The organism is uncultured Porphyromonas sp. (genome assembly GCF_938023125.1).
GTDB lineage: Bacteria > Bacteroidota > Bacteroidia > Bacteroidales > Porphyromonadaceae > Porphyromonas.
The window spans coordinates 102,296-118,664 of sequence record NZ_CALHDW010000002.1 but is presented as its reverse complement, the minus strand read 5'-3'; the positions used below and the strand labels follow the sequence as shown (position 1 = coordinate 118,664).

Annotated in this window: 10 protein-coding genes; 6 read left to right on the top strand and 4 right to left on the bottom strand. The window is 47.1% G+C overall.

Annotation, left to right across the window (positions count from 1 at the left end; all coding sequences use genetic code 11):
- Nucleotides 1-2: 2 nt before the first annotated feature.
- The 3 genes from Q0090_RS00575 (at nucleotide 3) to Q0090_RS00565 (ending at nucleotide 6,361) form a co-directional block, all read left to right on the top strand.
- Nucleotides 3-2,312 (top strand): leucine-rich repeat domain-containing protein, encoded by a 2,310-nt coding sequence (locus Q0090_RS00575; RefSeq protein ID WP_297946385.1) that lies wholly within the window; start codon nucleotides 3-5, stop codon nucleotides 2,310-2,312.
- Nucleotides 2,313-2,428: 116 nt separating this feature from the next.
- Nucleotides 2,429-5,377, top strand: a complete 2,949-nt coding sequence (locus Q0090_RS00570; RefSeq protein ID WP_297946382.1) for a T9SS type A sorting domain-containing protein — start codon at nucleotides 2,429-2,431, stop codon at nucleotides 5,375-5,377.
- A gap of 84 nt (nucleotides 5,378-5,461) precedes the next feature.
- Nucleotides 5,462-6,361, top strand: coding sequence for an Ig-like domain-containing protein (locus Q0090_RS00565; protein ID WP_297946379.1), 900 nt, complete (start codon nucleotides 5,462-5,464; stop codon nucleotides 6,359-6,361).
- A 173-nt stretch (nucleotides 6,362-6,534) separates the two neighbouring features.
- On the opposite strand, the gene Q0090_RS00560 is transcribed toward Q0090_RS00565, so the two are convergent.
- From Q0090_RS00560 to ruvB, 4 genes are all read right to left on the bottom strand, one after another.
- Nucleotides 6,535-8,004 (bottom strand): hypothetical protein, encoded by a 1,470-nt coding sequence (locus tag Q0090_RS00560; RefSeq protein ID WP_297946378.1) that lies wholly within the window; start codon nucleotides 8,002-8,004, stop codon nucleotides 6,535-6,537.
- On the bottom strand, nucleotides 8,004-9,422 hold the full coding sequence (xseA, locus tag Q0090_RS00555; RefSeq protein ID WP_297946376.1) for an exodeoxyribonuclease VII large subunit: 1,419 nt from the start codon (nucleotides 9,420-9,422) through the stop codon (nucleotides 8,004-8,006). The genes Q0090_RS00560 and xseA overlap by 1 nt, the downstream gene beginning before the upstream one ends.
- Nucleotides 9,423-9,460: 38 nt before the next feature.
- The gene (locus Q0090_RS00550) at nucleotides 9,461-9,955 is read right to left on the bottom strand and encodes an Lrp/AsnC ligand binding domain-containing protein (protein WP_297946373.1); all 495 of its coding nucleotides are present in this window, start codon (nucleotides 9,953-9,955) and stop codon (nucleotides 9,461-9,463) included.
- A gap of 62 nt (nucleotides 9,956-10,017) precedes the next feature.
- Nucleotides 10,018-11,052: a Holliday junction branch migration DNA helicase RuvB gene (gene ruvB, locus Q0090_RS00545; protein WP_297946370.1), complete on the bottom strand. Its 1,035-nt coding sequence runs from the start codon at nucleotides 11,050-11,052 to the stop codon at nucleotides 10,018-10,020.
- A gap of 134 nt (nucleotides 11,053-11,186) precedes the next feature.
- On the opposite strand from ruvB, the gene prfB reads away from it, so the two are divergent.
- The 3 genes from prfB (at nucleotide 11,187) to lysS (ending at nucleotide 16,238) form a co-directional block, all read left to right on the top strand.
- A protein-coding gene (prfB, locus tag Q0090_RS00540) for a peptide chain release factor 2 (protein ID WP_297946367.1) occupies nucleotides 11,187-12,300 on the top strand; the annotation gives its coding sequence in 2 pieces (ribosomal slippage) (nucleotides 11,187-11,249 and nucleotides 11,251-12,300; 1,113 coding nt in all).
- 103 nt (nucleotides 12,301-12,403) lie between these two features.
- A complete protein-coding gene (locus Q0090_RS00535) occupies nucleotides 12,404-14,215 on the top strand; it encodes a DNA topoisomerase 3 (protein WP_297946364.1) in 1,812 nt (603 codons plus the stop codon).
- A gap of 265 nt (nucleotides 14,216-14,480) precedes the next feature.
- The gene (lysS, locus tag Q0090_RS00530) at nucleotides 14,481-16,238 is read left to right on the top strand and encodes a lysine--tRNA ligase (protein ID WP_297946361.1); all 1,758 of its coding nucleotides are present in this window, start codon (nucleotides 14,481-14,483) and stop codon (nucleotides 16,236-16,238) included.
- The last annotated feature ends 131 nt before the right edge of the window (nucleotides 16,239-16,369 follow it).

Here is a 16,369-nt window from a genome sequence, read left to right as displayed (position 1 = left end):
CTATGAAACTTAGAATTGTTACGCTAATTTCGTTGCTAGCATTCGTGGGGGCGCTTTTGCCTAACCATGCTAATGCGCAAGAGCAGAAACAGCAAGTTATCAAGTTCAGAACCCAAGTTAAGCCGAACAGTGACGAGAAGATCAACCTCGTCATGACTCCTAAAGTTGGAGAAAGCGGTGTACAAATTGATGGGTGTGAACTCGTAAAGCTACCCGATGGAGGCGAAGCTTGGAAGGTATCAAAGAACTGGATCACCATTACCGGTCCCGTCGTAAAGTTCGACTGTAACCTCTCTGCTATTGACTCTATTACGTTCGAAAACCCCGTTAATCTACAAGAGCTTATTGTAGAAACCAATAAGATGGGGGTACTCGACCTTACCGGGATGAAGTCTCTCGAATACCTAGGCGCCTCTGCTACTGAAATACGAGAAATTAATCTTACAGGGTGTACAAGCTTGAAGCAGATCCAATGTAATGGGAGTAAGTTGGTCAAGATCAATCTTGCTGCTGCTACAAATCTTCGCAGACTCTCTCTAACTCTAAGTTCGCTTAGAGATCTTGATCTTACAGGTTTGAAGAATCTCAAAGAGCTCGACCTTAACAACAATGGTATCTCAAAGATTGATCTCAAGGACCTGACATCTCTAGAGAGTGTTGTACTTTCGTATAACCCTATCGATGCAGTAACCTTCTCTAACTGCCCCAAGCTTGAAGTAGTTTCGATCAAGAACAAGCCTCAAGACTCAAGACTTACAAGCTTTACCGCAGTTGACCTTCCTGCACTTAGAGAGCTAAACCTCTATGGGAATAGAATCTCTACAATAAAGTTGGAAAACCTCCCAGAACTCAGCGAAGTAAACCTGGAAAACAACAGACTTACCGCTGTAGATTTCTCCAAGTGTGCCGGGTCTCTTAGCGAAGTGGGTCTAGGAAGCAATAAGTTTACAGGAGAATTCGAATTGAAGGGTCTTGATAATCTTAATAAGTTCACAATCGAAAACAACAAGCTAACCTCTTTCAAGGTTACCGGATGTCCTGCATTGTCTACTCTTGGTATTCAGAAGAATGAGCTCACCTCACTAGACCTCACGGCTTGCGATGGCGACCTTGAAAATGTTTATGCTAGCGAGAACAAACTCTCTTCTATCAAACTTCTTGCTTCTCACCAATACCTCTTCCTCAACGACAACCAACTTACCTCTATCGATCTCTCTGCTTGTAAATCTCTAGAAAGCATCGAGTTGGGCAATAATAAGCTCACTGCTTTGGATCTTACAGGCTTGGATCAACTCTCCGAAGTCAATGTCTACAAAAACAACATTCAAGGAGAGAATATGAAGAAGCTTGTTGCTTCTCTAGTGGATAAGAAAGATTCGTTCAGTGCAGGCTCTCTTTATGCAGTACAGACTCGAGATCCCAAAGAAATGAACCTCTGTACCGCAGACGATGTAAAGACTGCTAAGGACAAGAATTGGAATATCCTCGACCACCGTACTTGGGCTAACTACCCGGGAGCTATGCTTCGCACGATCAAGTGCCGCACAGAAGGCAATGGCGGTTCTATCAAACTCAACAACCAAGAGGCTACTTCTATACAGGCCTACACAGACACAAGAGTAGATGTAACAATTACTCCTGATGCTGGTTATGGTCTAAAGACTCTCGCATTTAAGCCTTCTGAAGAAGGTGCGGCTGCCGAAAATCTCTTTACAAACTCAACCTTCTGGGTGTCTAAAGATGGTGAAGTAGTTGCTTCATTCACCAACGATATCTGCAAGGTAACACTAAAGCGTGAAGGTCATGGTATCCTCAAGCTCAGAGGTGAAAGACTCAATCAGGATCTCGAAAGACTTCCTAAGGGCTTGAAGGTTGAAGTTATTGCTACCATTGACCCCAATGAAACAGATGGCGAAAGAGAACTCCAATCTTTGAAGGCAAATGGTATAAATATTAAGGGTACCAAAGAATTTGTCCTCGACAAAGACACTGAAGTTGTTGCTAAATTCGAATGGCTCCTCGACACTAAGGATCCCTATGAAGGAGAGACTTGGAACAGTACTTTCACCAAGCAAGTAGTTAGAGACGATGTAAATGTTGTACTCTACCCCAACCCTGCAAGAGCAGAAGTCTTTGTTGAAGGTGCTTCTAAGGAAGCTACTATCGATCTATACACATTAGACGGAGTACGTGTTCTCTCTTCTGTTGCAGACCCCTCTGGTAGAGCAGCTCTCAATGTAGACGGACTTGCAGAAGGTATCTATGTTGTATTGGTAGGCAATGTTTCTAAGCGTCTCATTGTTCGTCACTAAGCATAGTTTTAATTAGTCTTTATGAGGGAGAAGCTACCTTGTCATACAAAAGATGACACAGCTTCTCCCTCTCTCTTCTGTAAAGGATTAAGACATATAGATTATAACAAATCATAATGAAAATCAATTGCAAAAAGGCCTTACTGCTTGCAGTAGCTGCTCCTTTCTTCGGAGTGCAAGCTTATGAAGCACAAGCTCAAGAGTCTTTTGGAGGACTGCCACCAAGCTTTACAGCTGCTAAGTCTGAGCTCCGTGGTGCTGAGGCCATCAACATTGTGCGAGTAACCCCCGACTTTAACGCACAAGACCTAAAAACCTTGAACGAATGGAACAAGAATGCCATTCACTTTAAACCTCTACGCGTAGGCCAGGTAGTAGAAACCTCTATCGACTTCGCCAAAGAGGCTAAACGAACCACACTAGAATATGGTAAAGAGGTGTATCGCCTAGCTATCTCTTCTCCGGGAGCTAAAGCACTCTCTATTACCTACAAAGACTTCTTCATCCCCAACGACGGAGGGAAACTTTTTATATACAACGCAAATAGAAGTGCCCTTCTTGGAGCTTACACCAACGAAACACACCCCAAACACGGTGTCTTCTCAACAGAGCCTCTCAAGGGTAATGAACTAATCCTTGAGTACGTACCGGGCAGAAGAAATGAAATGCCTTCTCTATTGATCGATGGTATAGGTCACATTGTCTACTCTCATGTAGGTCTAGGCTCTCTCACAAAGAAGTTCTTCGACCCCGGAGAAGACAATAGCGACCCTCTTTGCCAGATCGGCGTTAATTGTAAGCAAGGGGCCGAATGGCAAACCGAAAAAACCGGTGTAGTACAAATCGTTATGTACGAAACCGAAGATGGTAAAGTATCTTTGGGTTGCTGCTCAGGTAACCTCCTAAACAACACCAACCTCGACTTCGCTCCCTACATCCTTACGGCAGCACACTGTATCACCGGAGATAATGACAAACCTCTAACCTCGCAAGCAGATCTCGACAAATGGGTTTTCAGATTCAATTATGAAAAGCCAACTTGCAGCAATGGTGCAGAAGCGTTGAGCCGAGGCAAGTCTGTTATCGGCTGTACCGTAAAGACCTACCTTCCTATTATTGAAGGAAAGGCAGTACCCAAGAGCGATGGTATGCTCCTACTTGCCAATAGTAAGGTTCCCAAGAACTATAGAGTTTACTACAACGGTTGGGATCGTATCACCTCACGCCCCAAAGGTAGAATCGTAGGAATCCACCATCCTTCTGGAGATGCTAAAAAGATCTCTATTTCTGACAAACCCTTGGAGATTAGTACATGGGATGTTTTCGGATCTGAGGGCGGAAAGGGAGACCACTTCCTAGTAACCTTCACCGAAGGGGATACAGAAGGAGGTTCATCGGGTTCTTCAATTTTTGATGAGAATCACTTAGTCATAGGGACCCTCACGGGAGGGCGCTCTAAGTGTGGTGACTACCCCAACTATTATGGACGTCTCAGCCGCCACTGGGATAACTATAAGGATCCCAGCAATCCTCTATCCTCAATGGACATCTACCTCGACCCCAAAACACACGGTGAGGCAGAAAAACTCGAAGGGACTTGGAGGGAAAACCTAAAGCCCCTCGAAAGCGTTACAGGACTATCTATTAAGCTTACAGACAACAATAAGATAACAGTATCTTGGAGAGCCATCGATAAAACGAACATCCCCGCAGAGTGGAAGTTGCAGTATCGTGTATATCGCAATGGAGTATTGGTAAAAGAAATCGCCGAAACAGACGAACTCTCTTTTACAGAGACTCCTGCCGAAGCCCTCAACGGGACAGACCGAGAAGGAGGTGTTGTATATGGTGTACAAGTACGCTATAACTACAACGGCCTTACCATCCCCGATGATGGGTTTAATAACGGTAAGGATTACACCTATGGGGACTCGGATATCGCCGAACGCGGTTTGTACCTCGGAAAACTCATCGACACTGTACCTGTGAAGGTAGCCAACAATGGTTCTAATGGCGTTAGCTTGACTTGGACAGCTCCCGCTTATTTGCAAGAGCTCTCCCTCTTTGGTTATCCCAAAAACATGCAGTTCGGCACATACACACGTACGAAGTGCGAAATGAAGGGCCGCTGGGGAACTCCTGATAGATACAGATTGGTACAGCGCATGCCTAGCGACAAATTTGTGGGAGAAAAAGCTCCTTGCATCTATGCCGTACGCCTCATCCCCGATACAAAAGCAAAGGGGAAATATAGCATCTGCATTCGCAATGGCGTTGTATATAACAGGATAAAAGACTCCAATGTTGGTAAGCTATACGAGCAAGTATTCGATGTACCCGACACATGGAAAGAAGGCGAATGGCTAACGGTAACTCTTGATAAGCCCTTCCAATTCGACCCCATGCAAGATCTATTTGTTGGTGTTGGATCTCCCAACAATGAGGCTCCCCTTGGGGTTGCTTACGTAAAGGATAGCGAAAACGAAATTCGCCGCTACCTAGACGCCTTCCTCCTCGTTAATGAGATGCAACAGCCCGTTCCCGAAGATTATTACAAGGGCTCTACACCTCCCGAAGCCTACCACGCAATCCGTGTCGTTTTCTCTTCTTCTCCCGAAGCAGAAAAGAAAGAAAATTTCGAATGCTTCGCCAAAGCAGCATCTCCCGTACCCTTCCCTGTTGTAAAGGAATATAAGGTATTGAAGAATGGTGTAGAAGTAGCCAAGGGTGTAAAAGGCACAAGCTACCAAGATGCAACCGGTACGGCTAGCGATAAGTACGAAGTGAAGGTTTCTTACGAAGCAGAGCTTGCAACGGAAGAAATCAATGCAAATACTCCGGAAGTATTCCCCACACAGCTTGGAGCTAACTCTACACTTTATCTAAAGAATGCACAAGAGGTTGCCCAGCTAAGTGTGTACAGCATGGACGGAGCTCGCCTCGTTCAGATCAGCAATCCTCAAGAGAGTATAGATCTCTCTCAGCTAAGCGAAGGCGTATTTATTGTAGTACTAGAAACTGCAAACCAACGTATCTCTCAACGCATCACTGTACTAAAGAAATAAACAATCCTCGGTAGAGAAAAGGCCAGTACAGCACCTCTGCTGTACTACCTTTTCTCCTCCAAGGGCAATCCAAACAAAAAACATATGAATAGAAACAAATTTGCCATTATGGCGCTTGCCATCTTCTCTTTGATGGTATCAGCATGCGGTCCCAAGACCCCAGAAGTTAACGTAAAACTAACGGTTTCTCCAACCTCTCTAAAACTAAAAGTGGGAGAAGAAGCAACGATCAAAGCCATTGTCACCCCAGAGAGCACGGCTGTTTCCTTTAGCTCTAGCGACGAAAAGATCGCAACTGTGAACGAAAAGGGAGAAGTCAAAGCTATTGCCTTAGGCTCTGCTACCATTGCTGTAAAGGCAGGAAACCAAACAAGAAGAGTGCCTGTACTCGTTTACACACCTGATACAGACTATTCTGCTCGCATGATTGGCGACAAAGACAATAAGCTAGCTCCTCCTTTCTATATTCCCGAACGAGCTCTTATGAAAGTACTCTTCAAAGAAATCAACGCTGCCAACCAACCCTTTGGATGGAGATTCAGCAATGATCTCTTGAAAAAGGATTCCGACAAAGATGGGTACTATTTTGCCCCCGTCACTGATGAAGGGAAGCTCATTGACAACCGATATATTGAGGTTATTCGCTACGACTATCCTCAAGACAACCAGGACTTCATCCACATCGAGTTGTATACTGGTATTAGAGAAGAGCAAAATCCCTTTACCACAGAAGAGGGAAAGAAGAAGATCGAAGAATTTGCTAAAGCATACGGCTTTACCGAAAATGGCACTTTCGGAGGTTCTACGGGGAGTATCGGATATACCTATGGAGCTATCAACAGCAAGATGTTCGGAAAGGAACACAAAGAAGACGAACAGATCTCTATTATCATATATACTCAAAAGATTAATAAAGGAACCCATGAAGGTAAGTATAGAGTACTTGCAAACATCCTCTACCACTACCACCACGATCATGATTGATCCTTATTTAGGGAACGTTTGCGTCTCATAGGACTTGAGTACAACGTTCCCATCCTTGGAGTTCCTTCTCTCAAGAGAGAAGAGCTCTAAAAAAGAGGTCTCGGTTTAAAAGGTTGTCGCAACCTTCTAAATCGAGACCTTTTCATTTCCGTAAGAAGTCCTTTTTCCCTTATCTACTTCCGCTTCTCCGTAGAGGGTTCATAGGCACCTATAGTAGGCTGAGTAGCTCTTGTACGCCCTTGTATATCGATAGACAGGGTGGTAGGCATCCCCTTCTGCACCCATGGAGCATCTGCCCAAGGCTGGAAGAAGTAAACAAAATCCATCTTATCCTTTTTCCGGTCTCGCCCTGCATTCACATACACATCGTCTGCAGGTTGCTTGGCTTCGATACAATCGAAGTAGGCGACACCATTACTTTGAGGAAGGGCAGTACGCAAATAGCAATGATCAAATGTGGTTCGCTCTCTTACCTTCTCGGCAAGTTCGATCTCTCCTCCCATAAGATCCCTTCCGGCAATACGGATAACGCTGCGCGTGCCATCCACTAGGGTATTGGTCGCTTTGAGTGAGGTCTGCTCTGCTCCACTCCCCTCTGGCAAATTATATACCAGGGTACTCCCCTCTCTTTTATCCCAGGCGTAGTAATTCACCAAACTGCAATGCAATAGTTCCGTTACGCCTCCTGTAACCAAAAGCGTTGTAGATAGTGTATTTGAAAGCTCACAATTGTACAACCGTGCACGTGCTCTATCAAGAGTAAGGGCTCGCCCTTTCATATTTGTAATAATCAGCCCCTCGGCATACAGAGTTTCGTCTCCGGTTGCGGGCAGAGAGCCATCACAAATAAGCCCATCTCTACCATTTCGGATGGTTGTATAGAGGAGTTTATTCCCCTTTGTACCACGAGCTAAACGTACATAGTTCCACTGCCCGGGCACGAGACGATAGTTAACGGAGGGGATTAAATAGTCACGTCGCAAGCCCTCTATGAGTACTCTCTCCGCTGGAGTACCATTGGAGCATAAAGTGCCATAGACGCTGATGTGGGCGTTATCGCCTAACAATAGATGTACACCTGCATCCAAGGTAAGGGTTACCCCCTCATCTACGACTAAGCTATCACGGACATAAAGGGGTCTTTGAGCTGTAATCACGGAGTCTCTTTGGATGTGAAGCAGATCGTATTGATCAAGATTATGACACCAACTTTCTATTCGTAGTGCTTGTTGTTTCCCATTGAAGCGAAATAGAATTGAGTCCGTAATCAATTGGGGCAAATCGTCCATCATCCTTGGCAGAGTAGCTTCTACAAACACATGAATACTATCTCCTGCAGGTAGTGTCACTCTCTCAAAACGTTGTCCGGAGCGCCCATCCACGTTTATTCTGAAGCCTCGCTCCACTCCATGAAGCAACCTTATCTCATCTATTTTGAGAGCCTTGTTTCCTTTGTTATACACCAATAGCGTACGTGTAGAAGAGGGCTGCTCAGAGTACAAGGTATCCAAACACAAGGTATCTTGAGAGAACGAAATACGGGCACTCGAGTCTGATGTAAAATGATCAAATTGGTCATGGCAACCCGTCAAAGTGAGGGCTAAGAAGACCAATAGAGAACCAATAGAAGCAATATATTTCATCACAAAGAGTTAGGGTTTTCAGGGTTATTGGAGTCGGGGGGAGGGAGTTCTACAGACGAGACCTCAGCACCTATACGTCCCTCATATAAGAAGATCTCAAGGGTATCTCCCTTTGTTAGTTGCTGAGAAGAGAGAATACTCTTATTCGCCTTTCGCACAATCGAATAGCCACGCTTGAGTGTCTGTCGAGGGCTAAGGAGCTGCACCAACCTTGCTAGGTGCTCTAGAGATTCGTTCTTCTTCTCTAGGATGAGAGGGAGAAGTCGCTGCAAGTGCTGCTGCTCCTGCTCTAATGCGCCCTGGTAGCTGAGTAATAACTTGGGCACTGTGGCTTTGAGCACGTAGCTGCAGTGCTCAATTCGTTGTCTCTCTTGAGTCAAAAGCATGAGTGAGGTGCGTTGCAAAGTTGCCTCTTGTCGTTGCAACTTAAAGAACTCCCGCTGGGTAGATTCTTTTATCGCTATCGGGAGATGATGCACCAACCGCTGCAAAAGGACCAAATGGTAGTCCTGCATGAGAATAACGGATCGCTGCAATCGCTCCGAGAGCTTCCTCAGGAGCGTCCATTCTCTCTCCCTGCTATTGAGGAGGAACTCAGCTACAGCTGTGGGGGTCTTTAGGGAGTGGTGAGCCACTCTATCGGCAACGCTGGTATCGCGCTCATGCCCCACCCCCACGATAATCGGCAAGGGATAGCGAGCTATTGCGGCGCAAAGCTCATAGCTATCAAATGCCATCAAATCAATTTCTGCCCCTCCACCTCGTATAAGTACCACACAATCATAGGCGATCCCACTCTGTTTGATTTCTTGGAGTGCGGAAAGAATAGACGAAGTTGTCCCCTCCCCTTGCATCAAGGCCGGATAAAGTCGAAGAAGGAAAGGCCACTGCTCTCTTGCTGCTTGTATATGACTATAGAAATCGCCCCACCCTGCTGCCGAAGCCGAAGAGATAACAGCAATATGCCGTAAGGGGCGACCTAAGGATAGAGCCTTCTGGCAATCGATCAGCCCCTCCCGTTCTAGGCGGTCAAGCGTTTCTTTGCGCTTTCTTGCCATATCCCCCAAGGTAAATGAGGGATCTAGATCATAAATCTCAAGGTAGAGACCAAATTGCTCATGAAAGCGGATGCCTACCAGAAGCTGCACCTGCAGACCATTTGTAAAAGTCTGACCTGTTACCGCTTCGAACTTGGCGAGCAAAGGCCCTACGGAGGGGCGCCACATCACAGCTCGAGATCGGGCTAAGATCTGCCCTTCTCTCTCTCCTTTCTCAAGGAGTTCGAAGTAAAAGTGTCCCCCCTGAAGGGGAGACTTAATCCCACTAGTCTCCGCAGTAACCCAATATCGGCCTCCAAAGTTTTGCTCAAAGGCTCGACGGATACTGCTATTTAACTCGTGAAGGGAAAAAACCTTCATAGGGATTGGGGTGATATCCCCTACCGGGGAATATCCTATTACTCTGCGTTATAGGAAGTATACGAATCCGATGTATCCTCTTCTGGGATAGGCATGTTACGTACAAATCCTTCTGCAAGAGAGATCAGGGTCTCAGTAGAAGAGACTCCGGCAATAGACTGAATGCGATTACTCAATATGTGCATCAAGTGCGAGTTGTCTACAGCATATAGTTTGATCAGCATTGAGTACGGACCCGTAGTATAATGGCATTCCACTACTTCGGGTATTGCTTCTATCTGGGGCAATACCTCACGATACATGGCAGCACGCTCTAGACGCACCCCAATATAGGTGCAAGTGGTATAACCGAGGTCCTTAGGGTTTACACGATAGCCGGAGCCCGTGATAACTCCACGCTCCACCATGCGCTGTACGTGCTGGTGAATAGCAGCACGAGATACACCACATCGCTCAGCTACATCACGAAACGGAATACGAGCGTTGTCCGAGATAATGGCAAGAATGCGACGATCTAACTTATCTATCTTCATATGTATATCTATATTACTAATTCTAGTACTCTTATTTTGTATCTATTTCTCCCGATGGAGGGTTAATCTTCAAAGAGGGAGTTGCTGTATGGAGGTAATATGGTACGTCCAAGATGCTCATAGGCATGAGCTGTAGCTTCTCGTCCTCTGGGAGTGCGTTTGATAAAACCCTCTTTGATCAAAAAAGGTTCATAAACCTCCTCTATGGTGCCGACATCTTCGCTCATAGCCGTGGCAATGGTGGATACCCCCACGGGGCCACCTCCAAACTTATCTATAATGGTCGTCAATAGTTTGTGGTCTATATTGTCTAACCCACAGCTATCAATATTGAGGGCCTCCAATGAAAAAACGGCAATCTCGGAATCAATCGTTCCATTCCCCCTCACTTGGGCAAAGTCACGCACCCGGCGCAGTAGGGCATTGGCGATACGGGGCGTACCTCTACTCCTACGCGCAATCTCAGCGGCAGCCTCTTCGCTACACGCAACCCCCAAAATGCCAGCCGACCGGAGTACAATACCTGCAATCGTCTTGGTATCGTAGTACTCGAGGTGGAGGTTTATCCCAAAACGGGCACGCAAGGGGGCTGTAAGCAAGCCACTACGCGTTGTTGCTCCTACCAGAGTAAAGGGGTTGAGATCTATCTGAATAGAGCGAGCACCAGGGCCCTTATCAATCATTATATCAATGCGATAGTCCTCCATTGCCGAGTAGAGATACTCCTCCACAATGGGGCTTAGTCGGTGGATTTCGTCAATAAATAGGACATCACGAGGCTCCAACGAGGTAAGCAACCCCGCCAAATCACCCGGCTTATCGAGTACCGGACCGGATGTTATTTTAATGCCCCCCCCTAGCTCGGCTGCGATGATATTGGAGAGCGTGGTCTTCCCCAGTCCTGGGGGACCATGCAATAAGACGTGGTCGAGACTATCGCCACGCATAGCTGCAGCCTGCACAAATACAGTGAGATTCTCCACCACCGTATCCTGTCCTCTAAAAGAACGGAAACTAATCGGGCGAAGGGCCTCCTCTATCTGTTCGTCGGTAATAGGGCGACAACTCTCTTCTCGTATATCAAACACATTATCCATACAGGCTACAAAGTTACTCTTTTTGCTGCCATCACAGACATTCTCCGCCTATTAGTTGCACATCATATCAAGAGAAATAGGCCCCCTTGAGAAATGAATCCGTACCTTTGCAGAAGTTTTTAATGATATAGAAGATGATTACAATAGACCAACTGAACAATCTGTTGGAGCGCAAGGAAGCGCTGAGGGGGTATCTTTGACGTCGATAATAGACGTATCCAACTAGAGGAAGAAGAACTTATCACCCAAGCTCCCGACTTTTGGGAAGACAACAAAAGAGCCGAGGCGCAAATGCGCAAGGTCAAGGAGATTCGTCGCTGGATAGAAGCCTACGAATCCGTAGAGTCTGCCGTAGAAGAGGTAAAACTGAGCTTTGATTTCTACAAGGAGGGGATTGCCGAAGAAGAAGAGGTAGACCAAGCCTATCAAGTAGCTCTCTCTCTGATTGAGGATGTAGAGCTCCGCAACATGCTCCGCAGAGAAGAAGATCGCCTAGGGGCAGTACTCAAGGTCAATGCGGGAGCTGGAGGTACCGAGAGCCAAGACTGGGCCTCGATGCTTGTACGCTTATACCAGCGTTGGGCAGAAAACCACGACTACAAAGTAACCATCACCAACTGGCAAGATGGCGACGAAGCGGGTATCAAAACGGTAACCATGCAGATTGAGGGCGACCTAGCCTATGGATTCCTCAAAAGCGAAAATGGGGTACACCGCCTCGTGCGTGTCTCTCCCTACAACGCCCAAGGGAAGCGAATGACTTCATTTGCCTCTGTTTTTGTTGTGCCCCTTGTTGACGATAGTATAGAGATTGCAGTCAACCCTGCCAACCTATCATGGGACACTTTCCGCTCAAGTGGAGCCGGAGGGCAAAACGTGAACAAGGTAGAGACTGGTGTACGCTTGCATTACCAATTCAAAGACCCCGACACGGGAGAAGAGCGAGAGATCGTTATCGAGAATACCGAGAGTAGATCTCAGCTAGACAATAGAGAGAACGCCCTCCGCCTACTCCGCTCTCAACTCTACGACATAGAGTTAGAGAAGAGACGGGCTGCCCAAGCAGAAGTAGAGGCCGGTAAGAAGAAAATCGAATGGGGTTCGCAGATCCGAAGCTATGTATTCGACGATCGACGCGTAAAAGACCATCGCACCAACTTCCAGACCTCCAATGTAAATGCTGTAATGGATGGTGACATTGATGATTTTATCAAGGCCTATTTAATGGAATTTGGTGGCGAGAAATAATTTCTTTTTAGGGCAGAAACTCTAGAAATTCCAGCTAGAAACCGGAGTGGTTTCTGCCCTAAAAAGAAAAAAATATCACCCAGAGAGAGGAGCCCATCTATCTATGATTGTTTGTATTGCCGAGAAACCGTCTGTAGCTCGCGAGATTGCTCGCATATTGGGAGCAAACCACTCTCAAAATGGGTTCATTGAGGGCAATGGGTACTGTGTTACGTGGACTCTGGGGCATCTCTGCACCCTAAAAGAGCCCAACGACTACCTCCCTCTCTGGAAACGATGGAGCCTCGGCGACCTCCCTCTCATTCCTCAGCGCTTTGGCATCAAACTAATTGAGAACGAAGACTATAAGCGCCAGTTCGAAGTCATCCGCCAGCTTGTAGAGAAGGCCGATGAGGTGATCAATTGTGGGGATGCCGGGCAAGAGGGAGAACTTATACAGCAGTGGGTTCTCACCAAAGCGCTCTGCAAATGTCCCATTCGCAGGCTATGGGTATCCAGCCTTACAGACGAGGCCATCCGAGAGGGATTTGCCCAACTTCGCTCGAATGAAGAGATGAAAAGTCTCTACGAGGCAGGCCTCGCAAGAGCTATTGGCGACTGGCTCCTCGGGATCAATGCAACGCGCCTCTACACCATGCGCTTCCCACAACCCGGGAGGGTGCTCTCTGTTGGGCGAGTACAAACGCCCACCCTAGCTCTCATTGTGGAGCGAGGACGACAAATTGAGCACTTTGTACCCTCGACTTCCTTTGAGTTGCAGACGACCTATAGAGAGACGCTATTCCGGCAGACGGCAGAGAGTTTCTCCACCAAAGAGGAGGTGGAAACACTTATTGAGAGCATCCGTTCCGCTCCACTTACCATCAAAAAGGTAACCAAGCAGCAGGGGAAAGAACTCCCTCCAAGACTCTTCGACCTTACCAGCCTACAAGTAGAGGCCAACAAACGTTTTGGCATGACGGCAGAGACTACTCTACAGACCATCCAAAGCCTTTACGAAAAGAAACTTACGACCTACCCGCGTGTAGACACCACCTACCTATCCGAGGATATTTACCCCAAAGTGCCATCCATCCTCAAGGGACTACGCCCCTACGAGCCGCTTGTCACCCCCATCCTATCAACGGGGAAGCCTCCCAAGAAGAGCAAAAAGGTATTCGACAACAAAAAGGTAACCGATCACCACGCCATCATTCCTACAGGAGTGCCCTTCCCCTCCGGACTTACGTTGAACGAAAATCGGATCTACGACCTTATCGCCCTACGCTTTATTGCCGCATTTTATCCCGATGCCAAAACGGCTACAACGACGGTTCTTGCCGAGGTGGAGGGGACAGAACTAAAGGCGACCGGAAAGGAGATTTTAGATCCGGGATGGCGTGTTGTACTCTATCCTCAAAAGGGCAAAGAGGAGGCAACAAGCCAAGGAAATAAAGAGGAACAAGGGGAGCCCCAAGAGGGAAAAGAGAGCCTCTTACCCGCCTTTAAGGAGGGGGAGTCCGGTCCCCACGAGCCTTCTATTCGAGAGCGTACGACAGAGCCGCCCAAGTACTATACCGAGGCTACGTTGCTGCGAGCCATGGAAACAGCAGGGAAGCAAGTCGAGGACGAAACATTGAGAGAGGCTCTTAAGCAAAATGGTATTGGGCGCCCCTCCACCCGGGCTTCCATTATCGAGACCCTCTTCAAGCGTGACTACATCCGAAGAGAAAAGTCTTCGCTACGTGCCACCGAGACGGGGATTCAATTGATTGACACAATACAAGACCCCCTGCTAAAAAGCGCAGAACTAACGGGCATGTGGGAGTATAAGCTCCGACAAATCGAAAGTGGCGAATACACGGCATCAGACTTCTTACAAGAGCTCAAACAGCAAGTCTCCGACTTGGTGCAAAGTGTTCGTCGCTACCACTAATACCTCCGAAAATATCTTTTTCTGCTAGCTAACACCAGGTTGTTGCTTCCCTTCTGAGCAAATCTCAGCTAGAAGCGAATAAATTTCGTATCTTTGTGGTGACATATGTTGGCAAAAAAGGCTCGCATTATCATTCTTTGAGAGCGATCATCTCTCTCAGCAGCAAATTGAGAAGGATAAGTATCGAGCAAGGCAAGTGTAAGGCACACTTTCACCAACATCGCCAATCAAAAAGTAGTTACTGATATAAACGAGAGATATAGAGATGGACCTCAGCATGCTCGAACTTAGCGACCAAGAGATAGCACGTCGCAATAGTCTGAACGAATTACGCTCCTTAGGCATTAACCCCTACCCTGCGGCAGAATTCAAAGTTACTGCCTATGCACAAGAGATCATCAATTCATACCCCGAAGGGAATGAAGAACGAGAGGCTCTCTTGAGAGAGCAACGGGTACGCCTTGCCGGACGTATCATGGGACGCCGTATTATGGGCAAAGCATCTTTTGTGGAGCTTGCCGATAGCACCGGACGCATTCAAATCTATATCACACGAGATAGTCTAGCCGATGGCGAGAATACCGATCTCTACAATGTCGTATTCAAGAAGTGCCTAGATATTGGGGACTTTATCGGCATAGAGGGCTACGTCTTCAAGACGCAAACGGGAGAAGTCTCTGTACACGCTTTAAGCCTTACGGTACTGAGCAAGTCATTACGTCCTCTCCCTATCGTAAAGGAGAAAGACGGCAAGGTCTTCGACGGGTTTTCCGATCCCGAGCAGCGTTATCGCCGCCGTTATGTAGACCTCTTGGTCAATGACGGAGTGCGAGACATCTTCCTAAAGCGCAACAAGATCTTCACTTCCATGCGCAATTTCTTCAACGAGCATGGTTACCTAGAGGTGGAGACCCCCATATTGCAATCGATACCGGGAGGCGCAGCAGCACGCCCCTTTATTACGCATCACAATGCGCTTGACATTCCCCTTTACTTGCGTATTGCCAACGAACTATACCTAAAGCGGCTCATCGTAGGAGGCTTCGAAGGGGTGTACGAATTCAGCAAAGACTTCCGAAACGAAGGGATGGATCGTACCCACAATCCCGAGTTTACCGCCATGGAGATCTATGTAGCCTATAAAGATTACAACTGGCTCATGGACTTTACAGAGACCATGTTGTCTCGTATTGCTCAGGAGGTACTAGGCACCACGGAGGTAAAAGTGGGAGATCGCGAGATCAGCTTCCGCCCCCCATTCAAGCGGGTTCCCATCCTAGAGGCCATCAAGGAACATACCGGCATCGACATCAGTGGTATGGACGAAGATCAGTTGCGAGGGGTTTGCAAGCAACTCGGTATTGAGACCACTCCCAGTATGGGTAAAGGCAAGCTCATTGACGAGATTTTTGGAGAGAAGTGCGAAGGGAAGTACATCCAACCCACCTTCATTACAGACTATCCCAAGGAGATGTCGCCTCTCACCAAGGAGCACCGAACCAATCCCGCCCTTACAGAGCGTTTTGAATTGATGGTCAATGGTAAAGAGCTTGCCAATGCATATAGCGAATTGAATGACCCCATCGATCAGCGCAAACGATTCGAAGACCAATTGGCTCTATCCGAGAAAGGAGACGATGAGGCCATGTTTATAGATCAAGACTTCCTCCGTGCTCTTGAGTACGGGATGCCTCCTACGGCAGGATTAGGAATTGGTATGGATCGCCTTGTGATGCTCTTAACGGGACAAGAAAGCATCCAAGAGGTGCTCTTCTTCCCCCAAATGAAGCCGGAGACTGTAGTAAAACGAGACAAACCGGCTGCCTACATTGCCCTAGGAGTTAACGAAGATTTTGTCCCCCTCTTGCAGAAAGCAGGTTACCTTACCGTTGAATCTCTACATGCAGAAGAGAAGCCCGGGCGTATCATGCAGGCTATGATGGACATAAACAAGAAGTACAAACTCGGCATGACTATGCCTTCTCTAGAAGAGGTAACAGCCTGGACACAGAGTAAAGAATAGAGAAAGAATCGAAGGGAGCTGGGGAGGTTCGGTTAATCTCTCAATCCTATAATGCTCCCAAAGATGGTGGATACTGATAAGAGAATTGAGGGAAATAAAACCTTCTTATACTCATCTTGAGTAGGAGTTGG